The sequence below is a fragment of the Marinobacterium zhoushanense genome (assembly GCF_014641945.1).
In the GTDB taxonomy this organism is placed as follows: Bacteria; Pseudomonadota; Gammaproteobacteria; order Pseudomonadales; family Balneatricaceae; genus Marinobacterium_D; species Marinobacterium_D zhoushanense.
On the sequence record NZ_BMIJ01000001.1, the window covers coordinates 183,988 to 203,844 of the forward strand.

Below are 19,857 nucleotides of genomic sequence, written 5' to 3' on the forward strand. Positions count from 1 at the left end.
TAACGCTTTGCGATGCACACCAAACCGATGCCTGCCTACACTAGGTTAAGCGACTGAAACCGACTGAACAGGAATATGGCCATGCATGTAGAACCCTTTTTCGATCCATCGACCTTCACCTACAGCTATGTCGTGGTCGACGAGGAGACCCGCGCATGTGCAGTCATTGACTCCGTGCTCGATTATGATGCCGCTGCGGCAAGTACCTCATACACTAACGCCGACCGCTTGGTGGATTACGTGCGCAGTCAGGAGCTGAGACTGGAGTGGATACTGGAAACCCATGTCCATGCCGATCACCTGAGCGCCGCCCCCTACCTGAAACAACGCTTGGGTGGCCGTATCACCATCGGCAGCCATGTCGATATCATCCAGGAAACCTTCGGCAAGGTGTTTAACTGCGACCCCGAATTCGCCCGTAATGGCAGTCAGTTCGATCATCTGCTGAAAGATGGTGAACGCTTTCAGGTCGGTTCGCTGGACGCCATCGCGCTTCATACCCCGGGGCACACCCCAGCGTGCATGAGTTACCGCATCGGCGATGCGCTGTTTGTCGGCGATACCCTGTTCATGCCCGATTACGGCACCGCCCGCTGTGATTTTCCCGGCGGCGATGCTCGGGCGCTGTTCCATTCCATCCACAAGTTGTACGAGTTCCCGGACGCGACCCCGGTGTTTCTCTGCCACGATTACAAGGCGGAGGGGCGCGAACACTTTCAGTGTGAAACCAGCATCGGCGAACAGCGACGGAACAATGTCCATATTCATGATCAGGTTACCGAGGAGCAGTTCGTGCAGATGCGCACCGAACGAGATGCTCAGCTGAGCATGCCCGCTCTGATCCTGCCCTCGGTGCAGGTCAATATGCGTGCCGGCGAACTTCCGGAGCCGGAAAAGAACGGCATCCGCTACTTGAAGATCCCGCTGGATCTGCTCTGATCATACGCGTAGCAATAGCCGCAGGAGGTTTGGACCAGAAGCATGAAGAGTGAGCGCTGGGGGCGATACCTGCCTTTTCTGAGTTGGGCACGCCGGTATGACAGGAATAGTGCGAGCAGTGACGGGCTCGCGGCGATCATTCTAACGCTGCTGCTGATTCCCCAGAGCCTGGCCTATGCCATGCTGGCCGGACTGCCGCCGGTTGTTGGGCTCTATGCCAGCATTATGCCGCCGATCGCTTATGCACTGCTCGGTACCAGCCGCACGCTGGCAGTCGGCCCGGTCGCGGTGGTGGCGCTGCTGACCGCATCTGCACTTACCCCGCTGTTCACGCCGGGCACCACCGAGTATGTTCAGGCCGCCCTGTTGCTGGCGCTGCTCTCGGGTGGTGTGATGCTGATGATGTCCCTGCTGCGTCTGGGATTTCTGATCAGTTTCCTCAGCCACCCGGTGATCTCCGGGTTTATCAGCGCCTCGGCCATACTGATCACCCTGAGCCAGCTACGCCATATCCTTGGCGTTCAAACCACGGGCGATACGGCGCTGGAACTGTTGCGCTCGACCCTGTTTGCGCTGACCGAGACACACCTGGCCACGCTCGCCATCGGCGCTCTGAGCCTGGTGTTTCTCTATCTCTGCCGCAACCGGGGCAACGTCTGGCTGACTGCGCTGGGCTTTACACCCAGCCTGGCCTCGACCCTGAACAAAGCGGCGCCACTGCTGACGCTGCTGGTCACGGCGCTGCTGGTCAAGCTGCTCGATCTGGATCAGCGGGGTGTGGCCGTGGTCGGCGAGGTGCCACGCGAGCTGCCCGCGCTCACCCTGCCACCGCTCGACCCCGAGCTGATAGTTGAACTGCTGCCGCTGGCAGTGCTGATCAGTCTGGTCGGCTTTATCGGCTCCGTTTCGGTCGCGCAGACTTTCGCCGCCCGCCGGCGCGAGCGCGTCGCCCCCAATCAGGAACTGATCGCGCTGGGCGGCGCCAATATCCTCACGGCACTGAGCAGCGGCATGCCGGTGTCCGGTGGCTTTTCCCGTTCGGTCGTGAGCTATGAGGCGGGGGCGCAGACGCCGATGGCGGGGGCACTGTCGGCGCTGGGCATGGCGCTCACGGTGTTGCTGTTCGCGCCGCTGTTCGAGAGTCTGCCCCGTGCGGTTCTAGCCGCCATTATCATTGTTGCGGTGCTCAGCCTTGTTGACCTGGCCGCCCTCAAGCGCACCTGGCAGTATGCCTGGCAGGACGGTGCGGCGATGCTGGCGACGATGCTCGGCGTGCTGCTGATCAACATCGAGACCGGCCTGCTAATGGGCCTGGGCCTGTCGCTGCTGCTGTTTCTCTGGCGTACCAGCCAGCCGCATATTGCGGTCATCGGTCAGCTGCCCGGCAGTCAGCACTTTCGCAACGTGGCGCGCTTCCACGTCGTCGAGAGCCATAGCGTGCTGTCGGTCCGGGTGGATGAGAACCTCTACTTCCCCAATGCCCGCTACCTGGAGGATCGCATCTCCGAACTGGTCGCCGCCCGCCCCGGAATCAGCCATCTGGTGTTGATGTGCTCCGGCGTCAACCTGATAGATGCCAGCGCATTGGAAAGCCTGGAGGCGATCGGCGAGCGCCTGCACGCCGCCGGGATTCAGCTGCACCTGTCCGAGGTGAAGGGGCCGGTCATGGACCGACTGCGCCGTGCGCGCTTCCTCGACCTGTTCGGCGGCAGGGTCTTCATCAGCCACTATGAGGCATTGCTAATGCTGGACCCACAGACGACGCGAAACACGCTGAACGCTTTGGCCTCACACTGTCCGATTCAATCGAATCTAAAACCCGTAAAGGAGAAACCGGAATGAAAACTGCGCACGAACTGGTTGTAGAAGCCAAGCAACAGATTGCGGAGATCGGTCTCGATGACGCGGAACTGGCGGTTCAACGGGCCGACGTGGTGATCGATGTGCGCGAACCTGATGAGTATCAGTCGGGCCACCTGCCCGGCGCGATCAACATCCCCCGCGGCATGCTGGAGTTTCGGCTCAGCAACGATGACAAGCTCTCGGCACGGGACCTCAACCTGGTGCTGTACTGCAAGACCAGCGGTCGCGCCGCGCTCTCGGCTTTAAGCCTGAAGGCGATGGGTTATCTGCATGTGCTATCTATCGCGGGAGGCTTCGACGCCTGGGTCAATGCCGACAAACCGGTGACTCATCCCAACCTGCCGGATTTCGAGTGAGCATCCGCTATGGCTGCAAAAAAAGAGCCCTGCTCAAACGGGGCTCTTTATCACGGTTTATCACTATTCGTCACTGCATAGTGGACTCTCGACCCTGTATCCGACGTCGGGATCAGGCTCTACCTTTATCCGCTTTCGCTAACCCTGCACTGCAAGCCAGCTGCTTATAGGCCAGTTAAGGTGTTCAGCTTATCCGCAACCAGATCCTTATCGACCTTGACCGGAATATCCGTTCTGCGCCGCCCATAGGGCGATATGGGTATCAGCTCGCTCGACTCTGCGATCCGCCTACGCTTTTCGGCATTGGTCCGTCGATCGAGAATCGACTGCCGCCGCTCCTCTCCATCGTAACGGGAGAACATATAGGCTTTCCACCACTCCTCGGCCTGACTCAGCGACGCAAGATAGGTACTCAACTGCTTACCGGTGTCCGCGGTCCAGTATAAGACGATCCTGCTATCTACGAGGTCTTTGACGAGGCGCATAGTTAACCCCTCTGCTTTTGTTGTCTGCCATTTACATGTATCTAACAGCAGATTGCACGCACCCATACTGATCTATGGCACATTTTGAAGATTTCGCAACATTTGGCTAGCGCTATGACCCCGAGGTATGAATCTAATGCACCGTGCACACCATGCAGGGATCGAAACTCCTGACGATATGCTGCACCGCCACCGGATCGGTTTCGCCCTCGCGTATCGGGGCACCGACCAGCGCCTGCTCCAGCGCTCCGGGCTGACCGGCGGCATCCCGCGGTGAGAAGTTCCAGGTGGTCGGGGCGATGATCTGGTAGCGGCAGATCCGCCCCCGCTGCACCGAGATCCAGTGCCCGAGGCTGCCGCGGGCCGCCTCCATCAGGCCGACACCCTCGCCATCCTGCAGCCGCTGCGGATGGTGGCAGAACGGCTCGTCCGGCTCGATCTGCAGCGCCCACTGCTGCAGCCTGGGCAGCGTGCGTGCCAGCTCCAGCAGGCGTGCCAACATCCGGGTATGCACACTGCCGCCCTGCTCGATCACCAGCCTGGTCAACAGTGGATCCCCCGCCACCAGCGCCCGTGCCAGGGCGCCGGTCTCCACCACCTGACCATCCAGTCGCGGCGCCTTGCACCAGCTGTAGGCATCCTCTTTTTCGGCAACCGGTTCGGTCTCTCCGTGCGCCGGATGCAGCGGCGGCGCCGGCTCCATCCAGGCGTGGCTGACATCCTCTACAATCCGGCCTGGATCAAGTGCCTGAAGGCCGTTCCCCGGACTCCAGACACCGCGTGGTACCGTCTGTTCGCCCTGTAGCGCATAGTTGCCGAAACTCATGTACCGGTCGGTGGCACGGCCGAGGCGATCCAGCCCCAATTGCTCGGACAGGTGCAGGAAGGTGCGCAGGTCTCCGCCCTGCCAGGTTTTTTCCTGCTGCCAGCTGCGCAGCTGCTCGGGGGTGTGGATTGCGGTGATGCGCTCCAGGTCGTCGCCAAAGGTCACCCGCTCCAGAAAGCGTCGGAACGCGCCGAGAATGGCCACCAGGCGCAGCCGCTCCTGGCGCTGTACCGGCCGGGTCGAGCCACCGGGCTGGATGCTAAGCGTGTGCGGCCATTTCCCGGCCAGCAGCCCCATCAGGTGCAGAAACTCGGCCCGCGCCGGCAACACCTCGCGCGTCGCCTCGCCGCTGACCGCCTTGAAGCGGCTCGCCACGGCATCGAACCAGGGTTCTTTGGCGTAGCTCTCGCGGGCAAAGTCCGGCATGAAAAACAGGTAGAAATGGGTCAGCAGATCGGTCAGTGATTCATTGGCCAGGATCAGGTTGCGGCACAACTCACCGTTGCGGGTGGGTTGCATCCCCTGGCTATCCGCCAGCGCCAACGCCGCTGCCACCGACTGGCTGACCGAGCAGATACCACAGATACGCGGCGTGTAGACCAGAGCATCCAGCGCCGGTTTATCCAGCAGTATCCGTTCAAAACCCCGGTACAGCGTGGCGTTGACTCTGGCCCCTGTTACCCGGCCATCGGCACTGTCCAAGGTGATATCCAGGTCACCCTCGACCCGATTGAACGGTCCCACCACTATTCGGCTCATCAGTTCTTTCTCTTATGCTGCGTCGGCGGATAGATCAGCTGCTCGGAACGGGCATTCTCCTTCAGGCGCTCCGGCGTGGCGGCCTTGGACAGAGAGGCCAGCGCCACGAACCAGGCCTTGGGCATATCGGTAGGCAAGCCAACCGGGATACCGGCAATCTTCGGGGTTTCCATGAAGGCGTGGCGCGGCTCCTCGAACTCGGGTGCGGTACAGTTGATACAGGCGTAGCCTCCGCGGGTGCAGGAGCCCTCACCATTCCAGGGCCGCGTGTTGCAGTCGCCATGGGCCTGGGTACCAAGGCAGCCCAGGTGCTCCATCATGCAGCCCTGCTGTCCCAGCCGTTCGGCGCTGGCCTTGTATTCGTAGTATTCGTTGCGGGTACAGCCGTGGTGCACCAACTGGTCGGCATACAGGCGCGGCCGGCCCAGGGTATCGAGCCGCTCCGTAGCGCCTTCCTCAAGGGCCAGCTCGATCAGGGTTTCGGTGACCCAATTGGGATGTACCGGGCAGCCGGACACGTTGATTACCGGCAGTTCTCCCGCTGAACGGTAATCGCTGCCGAGCAAACCACCACGCAACTCGCCCTCGAACTGCAGCCCGGTGGCATCTGTATGGTTATCGCCGGCACTGGTGATACCGCCATAGGCTGCACAAGATCCGATCGCCAGGGTGTAACGCGCCCGTGCCGCCAGTTTTTCCACCCATTCGATCATCGGGATACCGGTACCACCAAACAGGTGAAATCGCCCCGTGCCGTTGGGCCCGCGCATCAGTGAACCTTCGATGCAGAGCAGATCCAGCGCCAGCTCGCCATCGATGATCCGTTGCAGCAGCGCACGTACCTCGGCACCGGTCTGCTCGCTCAACGACGGGTGCCAGAGCAGCTGAATACCGGCGGCTTGGAGTGTAGTTATCAGATCCGGACTCTCGGCCCCCAACAGCGACATGGAGCAGCCGCCGCAACCGCCCGACTGCAACCAAAGCAGGTTAGCCATCGATATCGCCTCCGGGCTGCTCTTCACCTCGATTCAGTTGGGGCAGCGTCAGTCGGGCACGGGCGCCCCCCTCCGGCCGGTTGTCGATACTGAGCGTACCGCCATGTTCATTGACGATACCGTAACTGATCGACAGCCCCAGGCCGGTGCCCTGCCCGGTCGGTTTGGTGGTAAAGAAGGGGTCGAACAGGTGCGGCAGGTTCTCCGGTTCGATGCCCGGGCCGTTGTCGGCCACCTCGAACCAGACCAGCTGGTCGGTTTGTCCGGCTCTCAAGCTCAGCGCCGGTTGCAGTTGATCGGCCACCGCATCCGCTGCGTTCTGGATCAGGTTCACCACCACCTGATGGATCTGGCCGGAGTGCCCCCACACCTGCAGCTGCTGGGGCAACTGTTCCGTAACCGCGATATCGACCTTGCTCTCCTTGACGATCCAGTGCAGCGCCGAGCGCACCACGTGGATCAGATCGAAGGGCGCTTTCTCACTGCTCTGAGTGGAGGAGAACTGGCGCAGGTCGTTGACGATCTCACGCACCCGGTCGGCGCCCTCCATTGTGCCCTCGACCAGCGAATCCAGATCCGCTATCACCCGGTCCAACCGCAACCGCTCGCGCAGCTCACGCAGCTGTTCGCGACTGGCGCCGGACTGCACCAGATCGAAATACTCCACCAGGCGGCGGGTATAGCGCTGCAACGCGTGCATATTGCCGTAGACGAAGCTAATCGGGTTGTTCAACTCATGGGCGACGCCGGCCACCAAACGGCCGAGGGAGGCCATTTTCTCCGCCTGGATCAGCCGCTCCTGCGCCAGTTTGAGTTCGGCATGGGCCTGGTTCAGCTCGTTAAAGGCGCGCTGCAGCTCGCCCAGCGGGCGACCGGCGACGACGACACCGACCAGACGCCCGCGCTGATTGAAGCGGGGGGAGCAGTTCAGCGCCAGCGGCACCGGGCCGTCAACGCCTTCGATACTGATCTGCTCGTCACGCACCGGTTCGCGCCTGACCCGCTGCAGGCAGTCGATCAGCCGTGCGCGGCTGTCGCCGCTGCACAGGCTCTCCATCGGCTGATCGAGCAGCGACTCCATGGTACGGCCGGTAAGCTCCTCGAACGCCCGGTTGACCTGCTGGATCCGCCCCTCGTGGTCGCAAGCGATCAGCACGTCGCTCATCGCCGACTGCACGCTGTCGAAGAAGCTGTGGGCCTCCTCCAGCGCCGCATTCTGCTCCTCGACCTGCACCTGGTAGTGCACCAGATCGGCATAGGCCTCATCCATCTTGCGAATGACGCTGACCCAGGCTTCATCGGTCGCCGCGCTATCGCGCTGGCCATTATGCGGTTGCTGCTGTGCCATCTGTCTGCTGCTCATTGGAGGAGGCTCCAGCCTAACGCTCAGGCGAGGGAACGCCAACCTCTTCGTTACTTTCCACTCTCAGGCTCATTCGGCAGGCAGCTAACCAGTTTTTGCCATCAGCCGCCTCCCTTCATATTGGTAGGCATTGACCGTGCCGACCCGGACACTCACTGGTTATCGGGTAATTGAGATCCCGCGCGATACAGCTGGCACCCCACTTGCTTTGTCAAACCCCATTCGAGCTGAAAGAACAATAGAACAGGAAGCCAACATGAAACGACACGCCCTGACCCTCTGTACACTGGCAGCACTGAGCCTGAGCCCAAGCCTTGCCTTTGCCCACACGAGCACCGGCACAGGTCTCGCCTCCGGGCTGCTGCACCCATTGATGGGAGCCGATCACCTGCTGGCGATGTTGGCGATCGGGGTTTGGGCCGCATTGCAGCCGGGCCAGATGCGTTTTGCCATACCCGGTGCGCTCATGCTGGCACTGCTGGCCGGTTTCGGTGCGGCATTGAGCGGATTCGCCCTGCCGATGGTGGAAGGTGGTATTGCGCTGTCCGTACTGCTGCTCGGTATCCTGATCACCACCATGGTCCGCCTGCCTGCATCTGCAGCATTGTTGCTGACTGCGCTCTTCGCGCTGTTTCACGGCTTCGCCCATGGACATGAGGCCAGTGGCTCACTGACCCTTTTTGCTGTCGGCTTTATGGCCACCAGTGCCATTCTGCATTTTGGCGGTTCACTGGCTGGTCATCACCTGCGTGCATTGCCGATTTTGACCCGTAGCGCCGGTGCTGCGATTGCCGTAAGTGGCCTGATTTTTTAAGTTAATCACCCCATGCAGCCGGGGCTTAGGCTCGGGCTTTGCCATGTTTACCACCGGGCTTAGCCCGGTTTTTTTTGTGCTTTCGCCCGCGGGAGAACTGCCATCCTGTACATAAAAAAGGGCCGCTTATTCTAGCGGCCCTGTAAAAAACAGCCCTGGAGACGCAAACTCCCGCCCGGTGCACAGGTTGGAGGGGGGGGACCCCGGGGCTGTTACTCACCAGACTTGTTGTTCGTTTAATCCATCGTGCCTCATCAGCCCGCCTGTTTCAGCGCCACGCGGTTGAACGGTTGGGGATCGAGCAGCAGGCGTTCACCGTCGATACGGGTCTGCCAGGTATCCAGCACCAACTCGTCATTATCCAGGCACTCGCCGCTTTCCAGGCAGTAGCGCTCCTTATACAGCGGCGAGGCGACGAACAGCTTCTCTTCGGCAGAGCCGATCAGTCCGCGCGAGAGCACGTTGGCCTTGCCCACCGGATCGTAGTTGTCGATTGCGAATACCTGTTTCTGTTCCGGGATGTAGAACAGCGCAACCTGACGTTCACCAACCAGTGCACACATGCCCGAGTCAGCGACCAGATCATCGAGGTTGCAGATATGGATCCACTCTTGTGCTGCAGTCATGATGTTCTCCTAAATAAACGGGCTGTTAGCCGACCATTACAATGGGTTCTGCTTTCTCTTCCTCACGCGCCGGACGGATCTGGCCGCGCTCCTGCACGAACACCACGTTGGAATCGGGCTTGTCGCTATTGACGAACTGGCGGAAACGCTTCAGCGCCTGCTCGTCGTTGACGGTCTTCTTCCACTCGCACTCGTAGGTCTCGACCACGTGTGTCATCTGCGCCTCCAGCTCTTCGGCTATACCGAGGCTGTCGTTGATCACCACTTCCTGCAGGTAGTTCAGGCCACCCTCGAGGTTCTCCATCCACACCGAGGTACGCTGCAGGCGGTCGGCGGTCTTGATGTAGAACATCAGCACCCGGTCGATGTACTTGATCAGCGTTTCCTTATCCAGATCGGTGGCGAACAGGTCGGCGTGGCGCGGCTTCATACCGCCGTTACCACAGACATACAGGTTCCAGCCGTTCTCGGTGGCGATAACGCCGATATCCTTGCCCTGTGCTTCGGCACACTCGCGGGTGCAGCCGGACACAGCGAACTTGATCTTGTGCGGTGAACGCAGCCCCTTGTAGCGATTCTCGAGTTCAATGGCGAGGCCGACACTGTCGTCGACACCGTAGCGGCACCAGGTGCTGCCGACACAGGATTTTACTGTGCGCAGTGACTTGCCGTAGGCGTGTCCGGTCTCGAAGCCGGCGTCGATCAGCTTGCGCCAGATATCCGGCAGCTGCTCCAGGCGGGCACCGAACAGGTCGACACGCTGGCCGCCGGTGATCTTGGTGTAGAGGTTATACTCCTTGGCCACCTGACCGAGCACGATCAGCTTGTCCGGGGTGATCTCGCCGCCGGCGATGCGCGGCACGATGGAGTAGGTACCGTCCTTCTGCATGTTGGCCAGGAAGGTGTCGTTGGTATCCTGCAGCTTCACCTGCTGGGTATCGAGTACGTAGTTGTTCCAGCATGAGGCGAGGATGGAGCCCACCGCCGGCTTGCAGATATGGCAGCCCTTGCCGCCCCTGCCGTGCTTCTCCATTAGTTCGTCGAAGCTGTGGATGTTGCCGACACGCACCAGGTTGTACAGGTCCTGGCGGGTGTAGGCGAAGTGCTCGCAGATATCGTGGCTGACCTCGACGCCGAGCTCCTCCAGCTCGTGGTTGACCAGGCTGGTCAGCAGCGGCACGCAGCCACCGCAACCGGTACCGGCCTTGGTGGCGCCCTTGACGTCACCCACCGAGCAGCAACCGCCTGAAACGGCCTCGCGGATATCGCCCTTGGAGACGTCGTGGCAGGAGCAGATCTGCGCCGTTTCCGGCAGCGCCGCCACGCCAAGACCGGTCTGCGCGTCGTCGTTGCGGCTGGGCAGGATCAGCGACTCCGGGAACTCCGGCAGCTGGATCTCGTTCAGCATGTACTGCAGCAGGGTGCCGTAAGCCTCGGCATCGCCGACCAGGATCGCGCCGAGCAGGATCTTGTTGTCGGGGCTGACCACCAGCTTCTTGTAGGTACCATCGCCTTCGTTGAGCCAGGTGTAGTTCTTGGCGCCTGGGGTACGGCCCTGGGCATCGCCGATGGAGCAGACATCGACGCCCATCAGCTTCAGCTTGGTGCTCATATCGGCGCCGGCAAACTCGGATTCACCGCCGGTCAGTTGAGAGACAGCAACCTTGGCCATGGTGTAACCCGGCGCCACCAGACCGAAGATGCGGCCGTCCCAGAGCGCACACTCGCCGATGGCATAGATGTCGGCATCGGAGGTCTGGCACTGGTTGTTGATGACGATACCGCCGCGCTCGCCCACCGCCAGGCCGCTCTCACGCGCCAGCTGGTCGCGCGGACGGATACCGGCAGAGAACAGGATCAGGTCGGTTTCCAGCACCTCGCCATCGGCGAACTCCATGCGGTGCACGCACTGCTCGCCGTCGACAATCTGCTGGGTGTTCTTGCTGGTGTGGACCTTGACGCCCAGCGCTTCGATCTTGGAGCGCAGCAGCGCGCCGCCCATGTCGTCCAGCTGCACCGCCATCAGCCGCGGTGCGAACTCGACCACGTGGGTTTCCAAGCCCAGGTCTCGCAGCGCCTTGGCCGCTTCCAAGCCGAGCAGACCGCCGCCGACGACAACGCCGACCTTACCCTGGGCGGCGCTGGCCTTGATCGCTTCCAGATCCTCGATGGTACGGTAAACCAGGCAGTGCTCGCGGTCATGTCCCGGCACCGGCGGTACGAAGGGGTAGGAACCGGTGGCCATCACCAGCTTGTCGTAAGTCAGTGTGGTGCCCTTGTCGGAGACCACCAGGTGGTCGGCCTTGTTGATCTCGACCACCTTCTCGCTGATCAGCACGTTGAGGCCCCACTCGCGATACTGTTCGATCTTACCCATGGCCAGATCCTCAGCGGTGCTGCCGCTGAAGTATGAGCTGAGATACACGCGGTCATAGGCCAGACGTGGTTCCTCACAGAATACGGTGACCTCGAAATCACCCAAACGGCCGCTGTCGGCCAGGCTCTGTAGAAACTGGTGGCCGACCATGCCGTTGCCGACTACAACCAAACGTGTCTTGTTCATCATGTTGCTCCTGTGCACCTGTTTCGGGCTCGCGTTGACAGACTTCTTCGGTTTTTTTGCGAAGCTTTTGGAAACGCTTTACGAACCCCGGAAACGAAAAAAGGCGCTCACCCATCAGCACCCTGAAGTTCAGGAAACTGATCGATGAACGCCTTTGTTCATTCTGTTCTGTTCCGGGCTAGGCCCGGTTATGCAGATTCTTAAAGCACAACATGTGCCAATTTCGTATCTTTATTATTTACAAAGAGTTAGGAGATCCATTCCCGACTTATGCACTAGAAAGATCGCACCAAGTTGGTGATCGGGCCTCATTATGGTGCTCAAACTCGGGGCCGATGGGCTTAGTCCAGACCCAGCCACTGATACAGATTCAGCAGCAACAGACCCAGGCTGATCAGTTTCCACAGCAACAGCGGATTGCGCTCTACCAACGGCTGATGGCGGATGCGCGCTTCCAACTGGGTATTGGGCACGGTGAAATCCTGCAGGAACTCCGACAGCGCCTCGTAGCGATAACGGGGGTTGGGCTGTAGCGCCTTGCGCAGGCAGCCCTCGAGCCAAAGCGGCAGATCACGCCGGTGCTGCAGCGCCGGTATATAGTCGAGCACCGCGTAGTTCTTCAGCTGCACCTGTTTTACAGAGGGCTCCTTGTAGGGCAGCTCCCCGGTCAGCATCTCATAAGCGATCACCGCCAGCGAGAACAGGTCGGAGCGGAAGCTACCCGGCTCTCCGACCAGATACTCCGGCGCCACATAATTAATGCTGCCCTGGGGCACCGACTTGTCCAGCGGCGAGATCAGCTCATCGGTGCCGGCGATCAGCACGGTACCGAAGTCGAGGAGTTTCACCCTCCCCTCCCGGTCGAGCATGATGTTTTCCGGCTTCAGGTCCTGATGCACCATATCGGCGCGCTGGAAGGCGCGCAGTCCCTGCACCGCCTGGCGCAGGATACGGCGCACCTCATCCAGCGGCGGCTGCGGGTGATCGTGCATCCACTCACGCAGGTTGATCCCCTCGATATACTCACCCAGATAGTAGAGAAAGCGCTTTTCGCGGGCCGGCTTGAAGGTTTTCATCACATTGGGATGGTCGATGCATTGACCAACCCACTCTTCGCGCACGAAACCGTCCAGGTAGAGTGCGTCCTCGGCGAAGTTCTGCGACGGCGCCTTCAGCGTAAATTGCTCACCGCTCTCCTGATCGCGAACCCGGTACATATGGCTGCGGGTACCGCTGAAGATCACCTCCAGCACCTCGTAACCGTCGATGCGGTTGCCCACCTCCATCACCGGCGGAATCGGCAGTGCGGTCAGGCGGCGATGGGTTTCATCCAGGGTTTCCTGCGGCAGGGCATCGATCGCCACCAGCAGCACGGTGACATTGTCCTCGCTGCCGGCCTCCAGCGCTTCGGCCACTATCCGTCGTGCCACAGCCTCAAGGTTGTCGCCAGCGCCCTTTAGCAGCTCTCGTAACCTGGCGGCCGGCAGCACCTCATGCACCCCGTCGGTGCTCAGCATCAGCAGGTCACCCACTGCCAACTCATGGGTGACGTAATCCACCTCCAGATGACGGTCGGCCCCCAGCGCCCGCGCAAGATAGCCCTTGCCGCGTTCGATGCGCAGATGGTCCTGGGTCAACTGCTCCAGCATGCCGTCGCGCCAGTGGTAGATACGCGAGTCGCCGGCGTGGAAACAGTGCAGGGTATGGGATTTGATCACCACCGAGGAGAAGGTGGTCAGCAGGCTGTCGCCGTAACCATGGCGATTGGCGTTCTGTTGATAAATCCAGCCATTGAGGCTGGTCAGTACCCGCGAGACCGATTTACGCACACTCCAGCTCTGCGGCGTACTGAAATAGTCTTCAAGAAAGGAGGTAACGGCGGTCTGGCTGGCGATATGGGAATCGGCGCAACTGCTGACGCCGTCGGCGATGGCCGCAGCCGCGCCCTTGAGCTCGGCGCCACTGCCGGTAGCCAGATGAGCTGCGAAGGCATCCTGATTGACCGCCTTGCGTCCGGCCTCGGAACAGCCGCCAAAGCGTACCTGCAGTCGTTTGCTCATTCGCCCTTCCCCGGCCAGTGATGGAACAAGACGCAGATCGATTCAAGCGAACCCATCTGCGTCTATCTTAGTTGTGCCGGACTCAGGTTACTTTGATCAGCTCGACGCTGCCATCCTCATTCACCTCGGCCATATGGCCCTGCGGCTCCTCCATGAACAGCAGCACGATAAAGCCGAGCACGGCAGTGGCTGCGATCACGCTGAAGAAGATCTGGTAGCTGACAAAGGAGAGCACGGTCAGGTAAACCACGGCACCCACGTTACCGTAGGCCCCGGTCATACCGGCGATCTGCCCGGTGAGACGACGCTTGATCAGCGGTACCACGGCGAATACGGCGCCCTCACCGGCCTGGACGAAGAAGGAGCAGGCCATCGCCGTGATCACCGCCAGGGCAACCGGCCAGCTGGAGTTGGTCATTGCCATCAGCGCATAACCTCCGGCCAGTCCCGCGGTCAGGATCAGCAGCGTACGCTTGCGGCCGAAGCGATCGCTGATCCAGCCGCCGCCAGGACGGGACATCAGGTTCATGAAGGCGTAACCGGAGGCCAGCAGACCTGCATAGACCGGATCCAGCTCGAAGGTTTCAGCAAAGAACAGCGGCAGCATGGAGACCACGGCAAGCTCGGAGCCGAAGGTGGCGAAGTAAAGCACATTCAGCACCGCCACCTGCTTGAACTTGTAACGATGCATCTCCGGCACCGGCTTAACGAAGATCTCGTGGTTAACCTTCCAGGCGCTGTAGCAGTCGTAGACAAAGATCACTACCAGCGCGATATAGATCAGGTTAACTGCGGTGTCCGACAGCATCTTCACGCCCGCCGGAGAGAGTTTCCATGCCAGCAGTGCCAGGGTCGCATACATCGGGATTTTCATCGCCAGCATAAAGACGAAGTCACCCTTACTGGTCACCTCCATGCCACCATTCTTCTTCGGACGGAAGTAGGTGGAACCCTTCGGCGTGTCGCTGACATTCTTGTACCAGACAAAGCTGAACGCCAGGCTCATCAGACCGGTCAGGCCGACGGCGTAACGCCAGCCATCCTCACCACCAAACAGCAGAGCCAGGGTCGGCAGCGTCATCGCACCCGCGGCGGAACCGAAGTTACCCCAACCACCGTAGATCCCTTCGGCGGTACCCAGTTCGTTGGCCGGGAACCATTCGCTGACCATGCGGATACCGATGACGAAACCGGCACCGATGAAGCCCAGCAGAAAGCGCGCGATTGCGGCCTGGGCAAAGTCATCAGCCAGGGCAAACAGAAAACAGGGGATGCTGCACAGGAACAGCAGCGCAGCATAGATCAGCCGCGGACCGTATTTGTCGGTCAGCATGCCGATCAGTACACGGGCGGGGATGGTCAGCGCCACGTTCAGGATCAGCAGGGTTTTGACCTGGGCGCTGTCCAGCCCCAGAGAACTACCGATTGCGGCCAGCATGGGGGCATGGTTGAACCACACCACGAAGGTGATGAAAAACGCGATCCAGCTCAGGTGCAGGATCTTGGTCTTTCCGGTAAAGGAAAGCAGGTTAAGTTTGCTTTGCTCGCTCATCGTCGATGGGGCCTCTGTCTTCAAAAACAAAAGTCGTCAAAAACAAAAGGCGCCCACAAGCGACCTTCCATTTTTAACAGGGGGCCACTCGTGAGCGCCTTTGCTCAAAAATTGTGCTTCATCTTGCGACGCGCCTGGGGTTCCCTCGCCCTATCTGAGTGCAACCCTTTCTCGCTTTGATCGGACAGGCCACTTCATTGCAGCCCGACGATCGCGGTCCTACGCGTTGTTTTTTCAGCATCTTCTTGTCACTAACCGAGCTTTACCTCTCAGCCGGCGGCCGTTCTGCGAGATGCTTACGCACTTATATCAAGCAAGCATCATGCCATCAACGTGCATCAAACAGGATTGTACGCCCTTCACTGGTGCAAACCGGTCAAAACAGTACTTACTTATAGTGCGAGAACAGCCATGTATTAATTTTATTCAACATTTTTAAAATCTTTATCAATTTAACTAATGCAGATTCCCACCCATAATGCACCCAAATCAACCAACGCACCAAAAGAGGACACCATGGCAGGATTGCATATACTCGGCTTCCCCCGTATTGGCGCCAAGCGCGAACTGAAGTTTGCGTTGGAGCGCTACTGGCGAAGCGAGATCGACGCGGACGAGCTGCTTCAGGTCGCAGCTACGCTGCGCCATCGCCACTGGCAACTGCAACAGGATGCAGGACTGGACTTTGTAACCGTTAACGACTTTTCCCTCTATGATCAGGTGCTCGATCACGCCTGGATGTTCGGTATGCTGCCTGAGCGCATTCAACAGGGCAGTGCAGCCAACGACCTGGACAACTACTTCCGCATGGCCAGAGGCCAGGCACCAAGCGGCAACCCCGTGCGGCCGCTGGAGATGACCAAGTGGTTCGACACCAATTACCACTACCTGGTCCCGGAACTGAGCGACACTCGCCGGCTTTCCCTGCAACCGGAGAAGCTGCTTGCCGAGATCGCCGAAGCACGCGCCCTGGGCTTCAGCCCCAAGCCGGTGCTGATCGGTCCGGTCACGCTGCTATGGCTGTCCCGAGGCGAGAACAGGCTAGCCCTGCTGCCCCGGCTGGTGGAGCAATACATCGCTCTGTTGCAGCAGTTGGCGGCGCAACAGGTCGAGTGGATACAGATCGATGAGCCTATTCTGGCACTGGATCTCGAGCTGCCCTGGCAGCAGGCACTGCGTACCGCCTATGCCGATCTCGGAGCCGTCGATGTCAGGTTGATGCTGACCACCTACTTCGGCGATCTGCGCGACAACCTGGACCTCTGCCTAAGCCTGCCGGTTGACGGTTACCATTTCGATGCGGTTCGTGGTGGCCAGGAATACATCCAGGCTGCCAAACGAATCGGTAAGGACCAACAGTTGTCGGTGGGTATCGTCGACGGTCGCAACATCTGGAAAACCGACCTCAACTCGGCACTGGAGTCGCTCCGACCACTGCAGCGCGCGCTGGGCGAGCGTCTCTGGCTCGCTACCTCCTGTTCGCTGCTGCATGTACCGGTAGATCTGGATCGGGAACGCCAACTGGATACCGAACAGCGTAGCTGGTTCGCCTTCGCCAACCAGAAGCTGGTTGAACTGAGAGTGCTCGCGCTCGGGCTTGAAGGCCAGGGTCAGGAGGCTCTGGCCAGCAATGCCGAGGCGGTTCTGGGACGTCGCCGGTCGTCGCGGATACATAAACCAGAGGTCGTCGGGCGTTTGCAGGCGATTACCCTTGCCGACCACCGCCGCGCCACACCCTATCCACTGCGCGCCCAACTGCAGCGGGAGCGCCTGGCATTGCCGCTGCTGCCAACCACCAGTATCGGTTCCTTCCCGCAGACAACCGAGATACGCACAGCGCGTGCGGCACTGCGCAGGGGCGAGATCAGCCTGGATGAATACGAACAGAGAATGAAAGGCGAGATCCAGCATTGCGTCAAACAGCAGGAGGCAGTTGGACTCGATCTTCTGGTGCACGGTGAAGCCGAGCGCAATGACATGGTGGAGTACTTCGGCGAACAGCTGGAAGGCTACCTGACCACCGCCAACGGCTGGGTACAGTCCTACGGCTCCCGTTGCGTAAAGCCGCCGGTGATCTTCGGCGATGTGCAGCGCCCACGGGCGATGACGGTCAACTGGTCGCAATACGCCCAATCACTCACCCGCAAGCCGATGAAAGGGATGCTGACCGGTCCGGTGACCCTGTTGCAGTGGGCGTTCGTGCGTGATGATCAACCACGTGCCGACACCTGCCGCCAGATCGCACTGGCGCTGCGCGATGAGGTGTGTGACCTGGAGCGGGCGGGTATTCCGGCGATCCAGATCGACGAACCGGCCATACGCGAGGGCTTGCCGCTGCGTCGCTGCGACTGGCACGCCTATCTGGACTGGGCCACCGAAGCGTTTCGCCTGAGCGCCTCCGGCGTCGGTGATGACTGCCAGATCCACACCCACATGTGCTACTCCCAGTTCAACGATATTATTCAGGCGGTGGCGGCAATGGATGCCGACGTGATCACCATCGAAACCAGCCGCTCCAACATGCAGCTGCTGGATGCGTTCGAAGCGTTCGCCTACCCCAACGAGATCGGCCCAGGGGTCTACGACATCCACAGCCCCAACATACCGAGCGTAGAGCAGATGGAGGAACTGATCGAGAAGGCGGCACAACGCATCCCGGTCGAGCGCCTCTGGGTCAACCCGGATTGTGGCCTGAAAACCCGCCAGTGGCAGGAGGTATTACCGGCACTGGAGCGACTGGTCGAGGCGGCGCGCCGACTGCGCCACCGCCTTGGTTGAGACCGATCAGAACCCGGTCCAGTCGAGCTCGCCCCTGCCCTGGGCGATAAACCAGGGGTTGATCAGGCAAGTGGTATCTGAGTAACAGAGCGGTTCGCCATCGAACCGGATCACCGCCCCGCCCGCCTCGTTCAGTACGGCGTGGGCGGCGGCAGTGTCCCAGAGCGAGGTCGGTCCCAGCCGAGGGTAGATATCGGCCGTGCCCTCGGCAATACGGCAGAACTTCAATGAACTGCCAACCGACTCAAGCTCTACCGCATCGTGCCGCTCGAGCTTCTCGATCCAAGCATCCAGCCCGGGGCTTGGATGGGAGCGGCTGCACAGCAACCGCCAGGGTTGGCCAGGCCGATGCTCTCGTACCCGGATAGCGCGTTCGCCGCATTGGTCGATCCGCTGTGCACCCAAGCCTCGTGCGCCCTGCCACAGGATGTCGGCAACCGGCGCAAAGACCACGCCGAGCACAGGCTCCCCCTGCTCTACAAGCGCAATATTGACGCTGAAGTCATCATTGCGCTTGATAAACTCCTTGGTACCGTCCAGCGGATCGACCAGCCAAAAACGCCCCTCCCCGTCGGCACCGGGAAAACTCTCGACATCCTCCTCGGAGAGAATCGGCAGCCTTGGCTCCAAAGCCGCCAGGCGCTTGACGATAACGTGGTGCGCCGCCTGGTCCGCCTCAGTCAGCGGCGACTCATCCGCCTTGTAACTGACAGCGAAATCACGTGCGTAAACCTGCATGATCGCCTCACCGGCTTCGCGGGCGATATTCGCCACCTGTTCCAGCAGCTGCGTCTTAATCCATCCACTCATTGATCTCTGTCCGTTATCGTTCGGTTTTCAGTATACGAAACTGAACCCCAGCCTTTATTGCTGGTCATTTATTGACCACAACAATAATCCGAAGCAGGATTCAAGGCCTGCTTTCGCAGCATCCACAGCCCAGTAACGAGTCTGTAGACTTTGTGGCCGTTAATGAGGAGAGCTCGATGATAATAACAAGACGCCTTACATCCTTGAGCGGAAACAGCCAGATGCTCGACGGCGGCGCCATGTTCGGCAACGCCCCAAAAGCGATGTGGCAGCGTTGGTGCAAACCGGACGAGCAAAACCGCATCCGCCTTGGCTGCCGCGCCCTGTTGGTACAGGAGTATGACGGCGACCATCTACAGCGCAATATTCTGATCGAGGCCGGCGTCGGCGCCTTCTTCAGTCCAGAGATGAAAGAGCGCTTCGGCATTCAGGAGTCGGACCACCGTCTGCTGGAGAGCCTCGCCAACCGGGGCCTTGGCCACGAGGATATCGACGTCGTACTGCTGACCCATCTGCATTTCGATCACGCTGGCGGCCTGCTCTCAGCCTGGCTGCCGGACCGGGAACCCCGGCTGCTCTTCCCCAACGCCAGCTTCGTCGTCAGCGAAGTGCAGTGGCAGCGAGCCAACGATCCCCATGCCCGCGACCGCGCTTCCTATATACCGGAGCTGATCCAAGCCCTGGCCGAATCAGGCCGCCTGGAGCTGGTGCAAGTGGGGGAAGGCTCCAAGACGCTGGGCACGGACTACACCTTGCATACCAGTTCCGGCCACACCCCGGGTCAGCTGCTGCCGGAGATACCGATGCCGGATGGTCCGGTGCTGTTCGCCGGTGACCTGATCCCGGGCGCCCCCTGGGTCCATCTGCCGATTACCATGGGCTACGACCGTTTCCCGGAGCAGCTGATCGATGAGAAGCGCGCGGTGCTGGAACGCCTTTACAAAGACAACGGCCGCCTGGTGTTTACCCACGATCCCGATACGGCGCTCGGCCGGGTACATCGAGATGAACGCGGTCGCTTCTCCGTCGTCGATACCAGCGATGCGGTCGCGGATATACAGGCCTAGA

At 60.5% G+C, this 19,857-nt stretch carries 15 protein-coding genes; 6 read left to right on the forward strand and 9 right to left on the reverse strand.

Going from position 1 to position 19,857, the window contains the following annotated elements; genetic code table 11:
• Nucleotides 1-75: 75 nt before the first annotated feature.
• The 3 genes from IEX40_RS00910 to IEX40_RS00920 are packed head-to-tail and all read left to right on the forward strand — an operon-like array spanning nucleotide 76 to nucleotide 3,158.
• Complete coding sequence (locus IEX40_RS00910) at nucleotides 76-939, forward strand: MBL fold metallo-hydrolase (protein WP_188745230.1); 864 nt, start codon at nucleotides 76-78, stop codon at nucleotides 937-939.
• 42 nt (nucleotides 940-981) lie between these two features.
• The gene (locus IEX40_RS00915) at nucleotides 982-2,781 is read left to right on the forward strand and encodes a SulP family inorganic anion transporter (RefSeq protein ID WP_188745231.1); all 1,800 of its coding nucleotides are present in this window, start codon (nucleotides 982-984) and stop codon (nucleotides 2,779-2,781) included.
• Nucleotides 2,778-3,158: a rhodanese-like domain-containing protein gene (locus tag IEX40_RS00920; RefSeq protein WP_188745232.1), complete on the forward strand. Its 381-nt coding sequence runs from the start codon at nucleotides 2,778-2,780 to the stop codon at nucleotides 3,156-3,158. Before IEX40_RS00915 ends, IEX40_RS00920 begins: the two co-directional genes overlap by 4 nt.
• A 164-nt stretch (nucleotides 3,159-3,322) precedes the next feature.
• On the opposite strand, the gene IEX40_RS00925 is transcribed toward IEX40_RS00920, so the two are convergent.
• From IEX40_RS00925 to IEX40_RS00940, 4 genes are all read right to left on the reverse strand, one after another.
• On the reverse strand, nucleotides 3,323-3,574 hold the full coding sequence (locus IEX40_RS00925) for a hypothetical protein (RefSeq protein WP_188745233.1): 252 nt from the start codon (nucleotides 3,572-3,574) through the stop codon (nucleotides 3,323-3,325).
• Nucleotides 3,575-3,776: 202 nt separating this feature from the next.
• Nucleotides 3,777-5,228, reverse strand: a complete 1,452-nt coding sequence (locus IEX40_RS00930) for a nickel-dependent hydrogenase large subunit (protein ID WP_188745234.1) — start codon at nucleotides 5,226-5,228, stop codon at nucleotides 3,777-3,779.
• Nucleotides 5,228-6,223, reverse strand: a complete 996-nt coding sequence (locus IEX40_RS00935; protein WP_188745235.1) for an NADH-quinone oxidoreductase subunit B family protein — start codon at nucleotides 6,221-6,223, stop codon at nucleotides 5,228-5,230. The genes IEX40_RS00930 and IEX40_RS00935 overlap by 1 nt, the downstream gene beginning before the upstream one ends.
• Nucleotides 6,216-7,586 carry a sensor histidine kinase gene (locus tag IEX40_RS00940; RefSeq protein WP_229680449.1) on the reverse strand — a complete coding sequence of 457 codons (1,371 nt, stop codon included), beginning with the start codon at nucleotides 7,584-7,586 and terminating at the stop codon, nucleotides 6,216-6,218. Before IEX40_RS00940 ends, IEX40_RS00935 begins: the two co-directional genes overlap by 8 nt.
• Nucleotides 7,587-7,842: 256 nt before the next feature.
• Between IEX40_RS00940 and IEX40_RS00945 the strand changes: the two genes are divergently transcribed.
• Complete coding sequence (locus IEX40_RS00945; protein ID WP_188745236.1) at nucleotides 7,843-8,400, forward strand: HupE/UreJ family protein; 558 nt, start codon at nucleotides 7,843-7,845, stop codon at nucleotides 8,398-8,400.
• Nucleotides 8,401-8,654: 254 nt separating this feature from the next.
• Here IEX40_RS00945 and nirD read toward each other — a convergent pair whose 3' ends face one another.
• The 4 genes from nirD to IEX40_RS00965 all read right to left on the reverse strand — a co-directional run bounded on the left by nirD (nucleotide 8,655) and on the right by IEX40_RS00965 (nucleotide 15,201).
• A complete protein-coding gene (gene nirD / locus IEX40_RS00950) occupies nucleotides 8,655-9,026 on the reverse strand; it encodes a nitrite reductase small subunit NirD (RefSeq protein WP_188745237.1) in 372 nt (123 codons plus the stop codon).
• A 25-nt stretch (nucleotides 9,027-9,051) separates the two neighbouring features.
• On the reverse strand, nucleotides 9,052-11,589 hold the full coding sequence (gene nirB, locus IEX40_RS00955; RefSeq protein WP_188745238.1) for a nitrite reductase large subunit NirB: 2,538 nt from the start codon (nucleotides 11,587-11,589) through the stop codon (nucleotides 9,052-9,054).
• A gap of 341 nt (nucleotides 11,590-11,930) precedes the next feature.
• Nucleotides 11,931-13,649, reverse strand: a complete 1,719-nt coding sequence (locus tag IEX40_RS00960) for a bifunctional protein-serine/threonine kinase/phosphatase (RefSeq protein WP_188745239.1) — start codon at nucleotides 13,647-13,649, stop codon at nucleotides 11,931-11,933.
• Nucleotides 13,650-13,731: 82 nt separating this feature from the next.
• Nucleotides 13,732-15,201 carry a NarK family nitrate/nitrite MFS transporter gene (locus IEX40_RS00965; protein WP_188745240.1) on the reverse strand — a complete coding sequence of 490 codons (1,470 nt, stop codon included), beginning with the start codon at nucleotides 15,199-15,201 and terminating at the stop codon, nucleotides 13,732-13,734.
• 516 nt (nucleotides 15,202-15,717) lie between these two features.
• Between IEX40_RS00965 and metE the strand changes: the two genes are divergently transcribed.
• Nucleotides 15,718-17,979 (forward strand): 5-methyltetrahydropteroyltriglutamate--homocysteine S-methyltransferase, encoded by a 2,262-nt coding sequence (gene metE / locus IEX40_RS00970; protein WP_188745241.1) that lies wholly within the window; start codon nucleotides 15,718-15,720, stop codon nucleotides 17,977-17,979.
• Between the two features lie 6 nt (nucleotides 17,980-17,985).
• Here the strand turns inward: metE and cysQ are convergent, their stop codons facing one another.
• A complete protein-coding gene (gene cysQ / locus IEX40_RS00975; protein ID WP_188745242.1) occupies nucleotides 17,986-18,789 on the reverse strand; it encodes a 3'(2'),5'-bisphosphate nucleotidase CysQ in 804 nt (267 codons plus the stop codon).
• Nucleotides 18,790-18,965: 176 nt separating this feature from the next.
• Between cysQ and IEX40_RS00980 the strand changes: the two genes are divergently transcribed.
• Nucleotides 18,966-19,856 (forward strand): MBL fold metallo-hydrolase, encoded by an 891-nt coding sequence (locus IEX40_RS00980; protein ID WP_188745243.1) that lies wholly within the window; start codon nucleotides 18,966-18,968, stop codon nucleotides 19,854-19,856.
• Nucleotide 19,857: the final 1 nt, after the last annotated feature.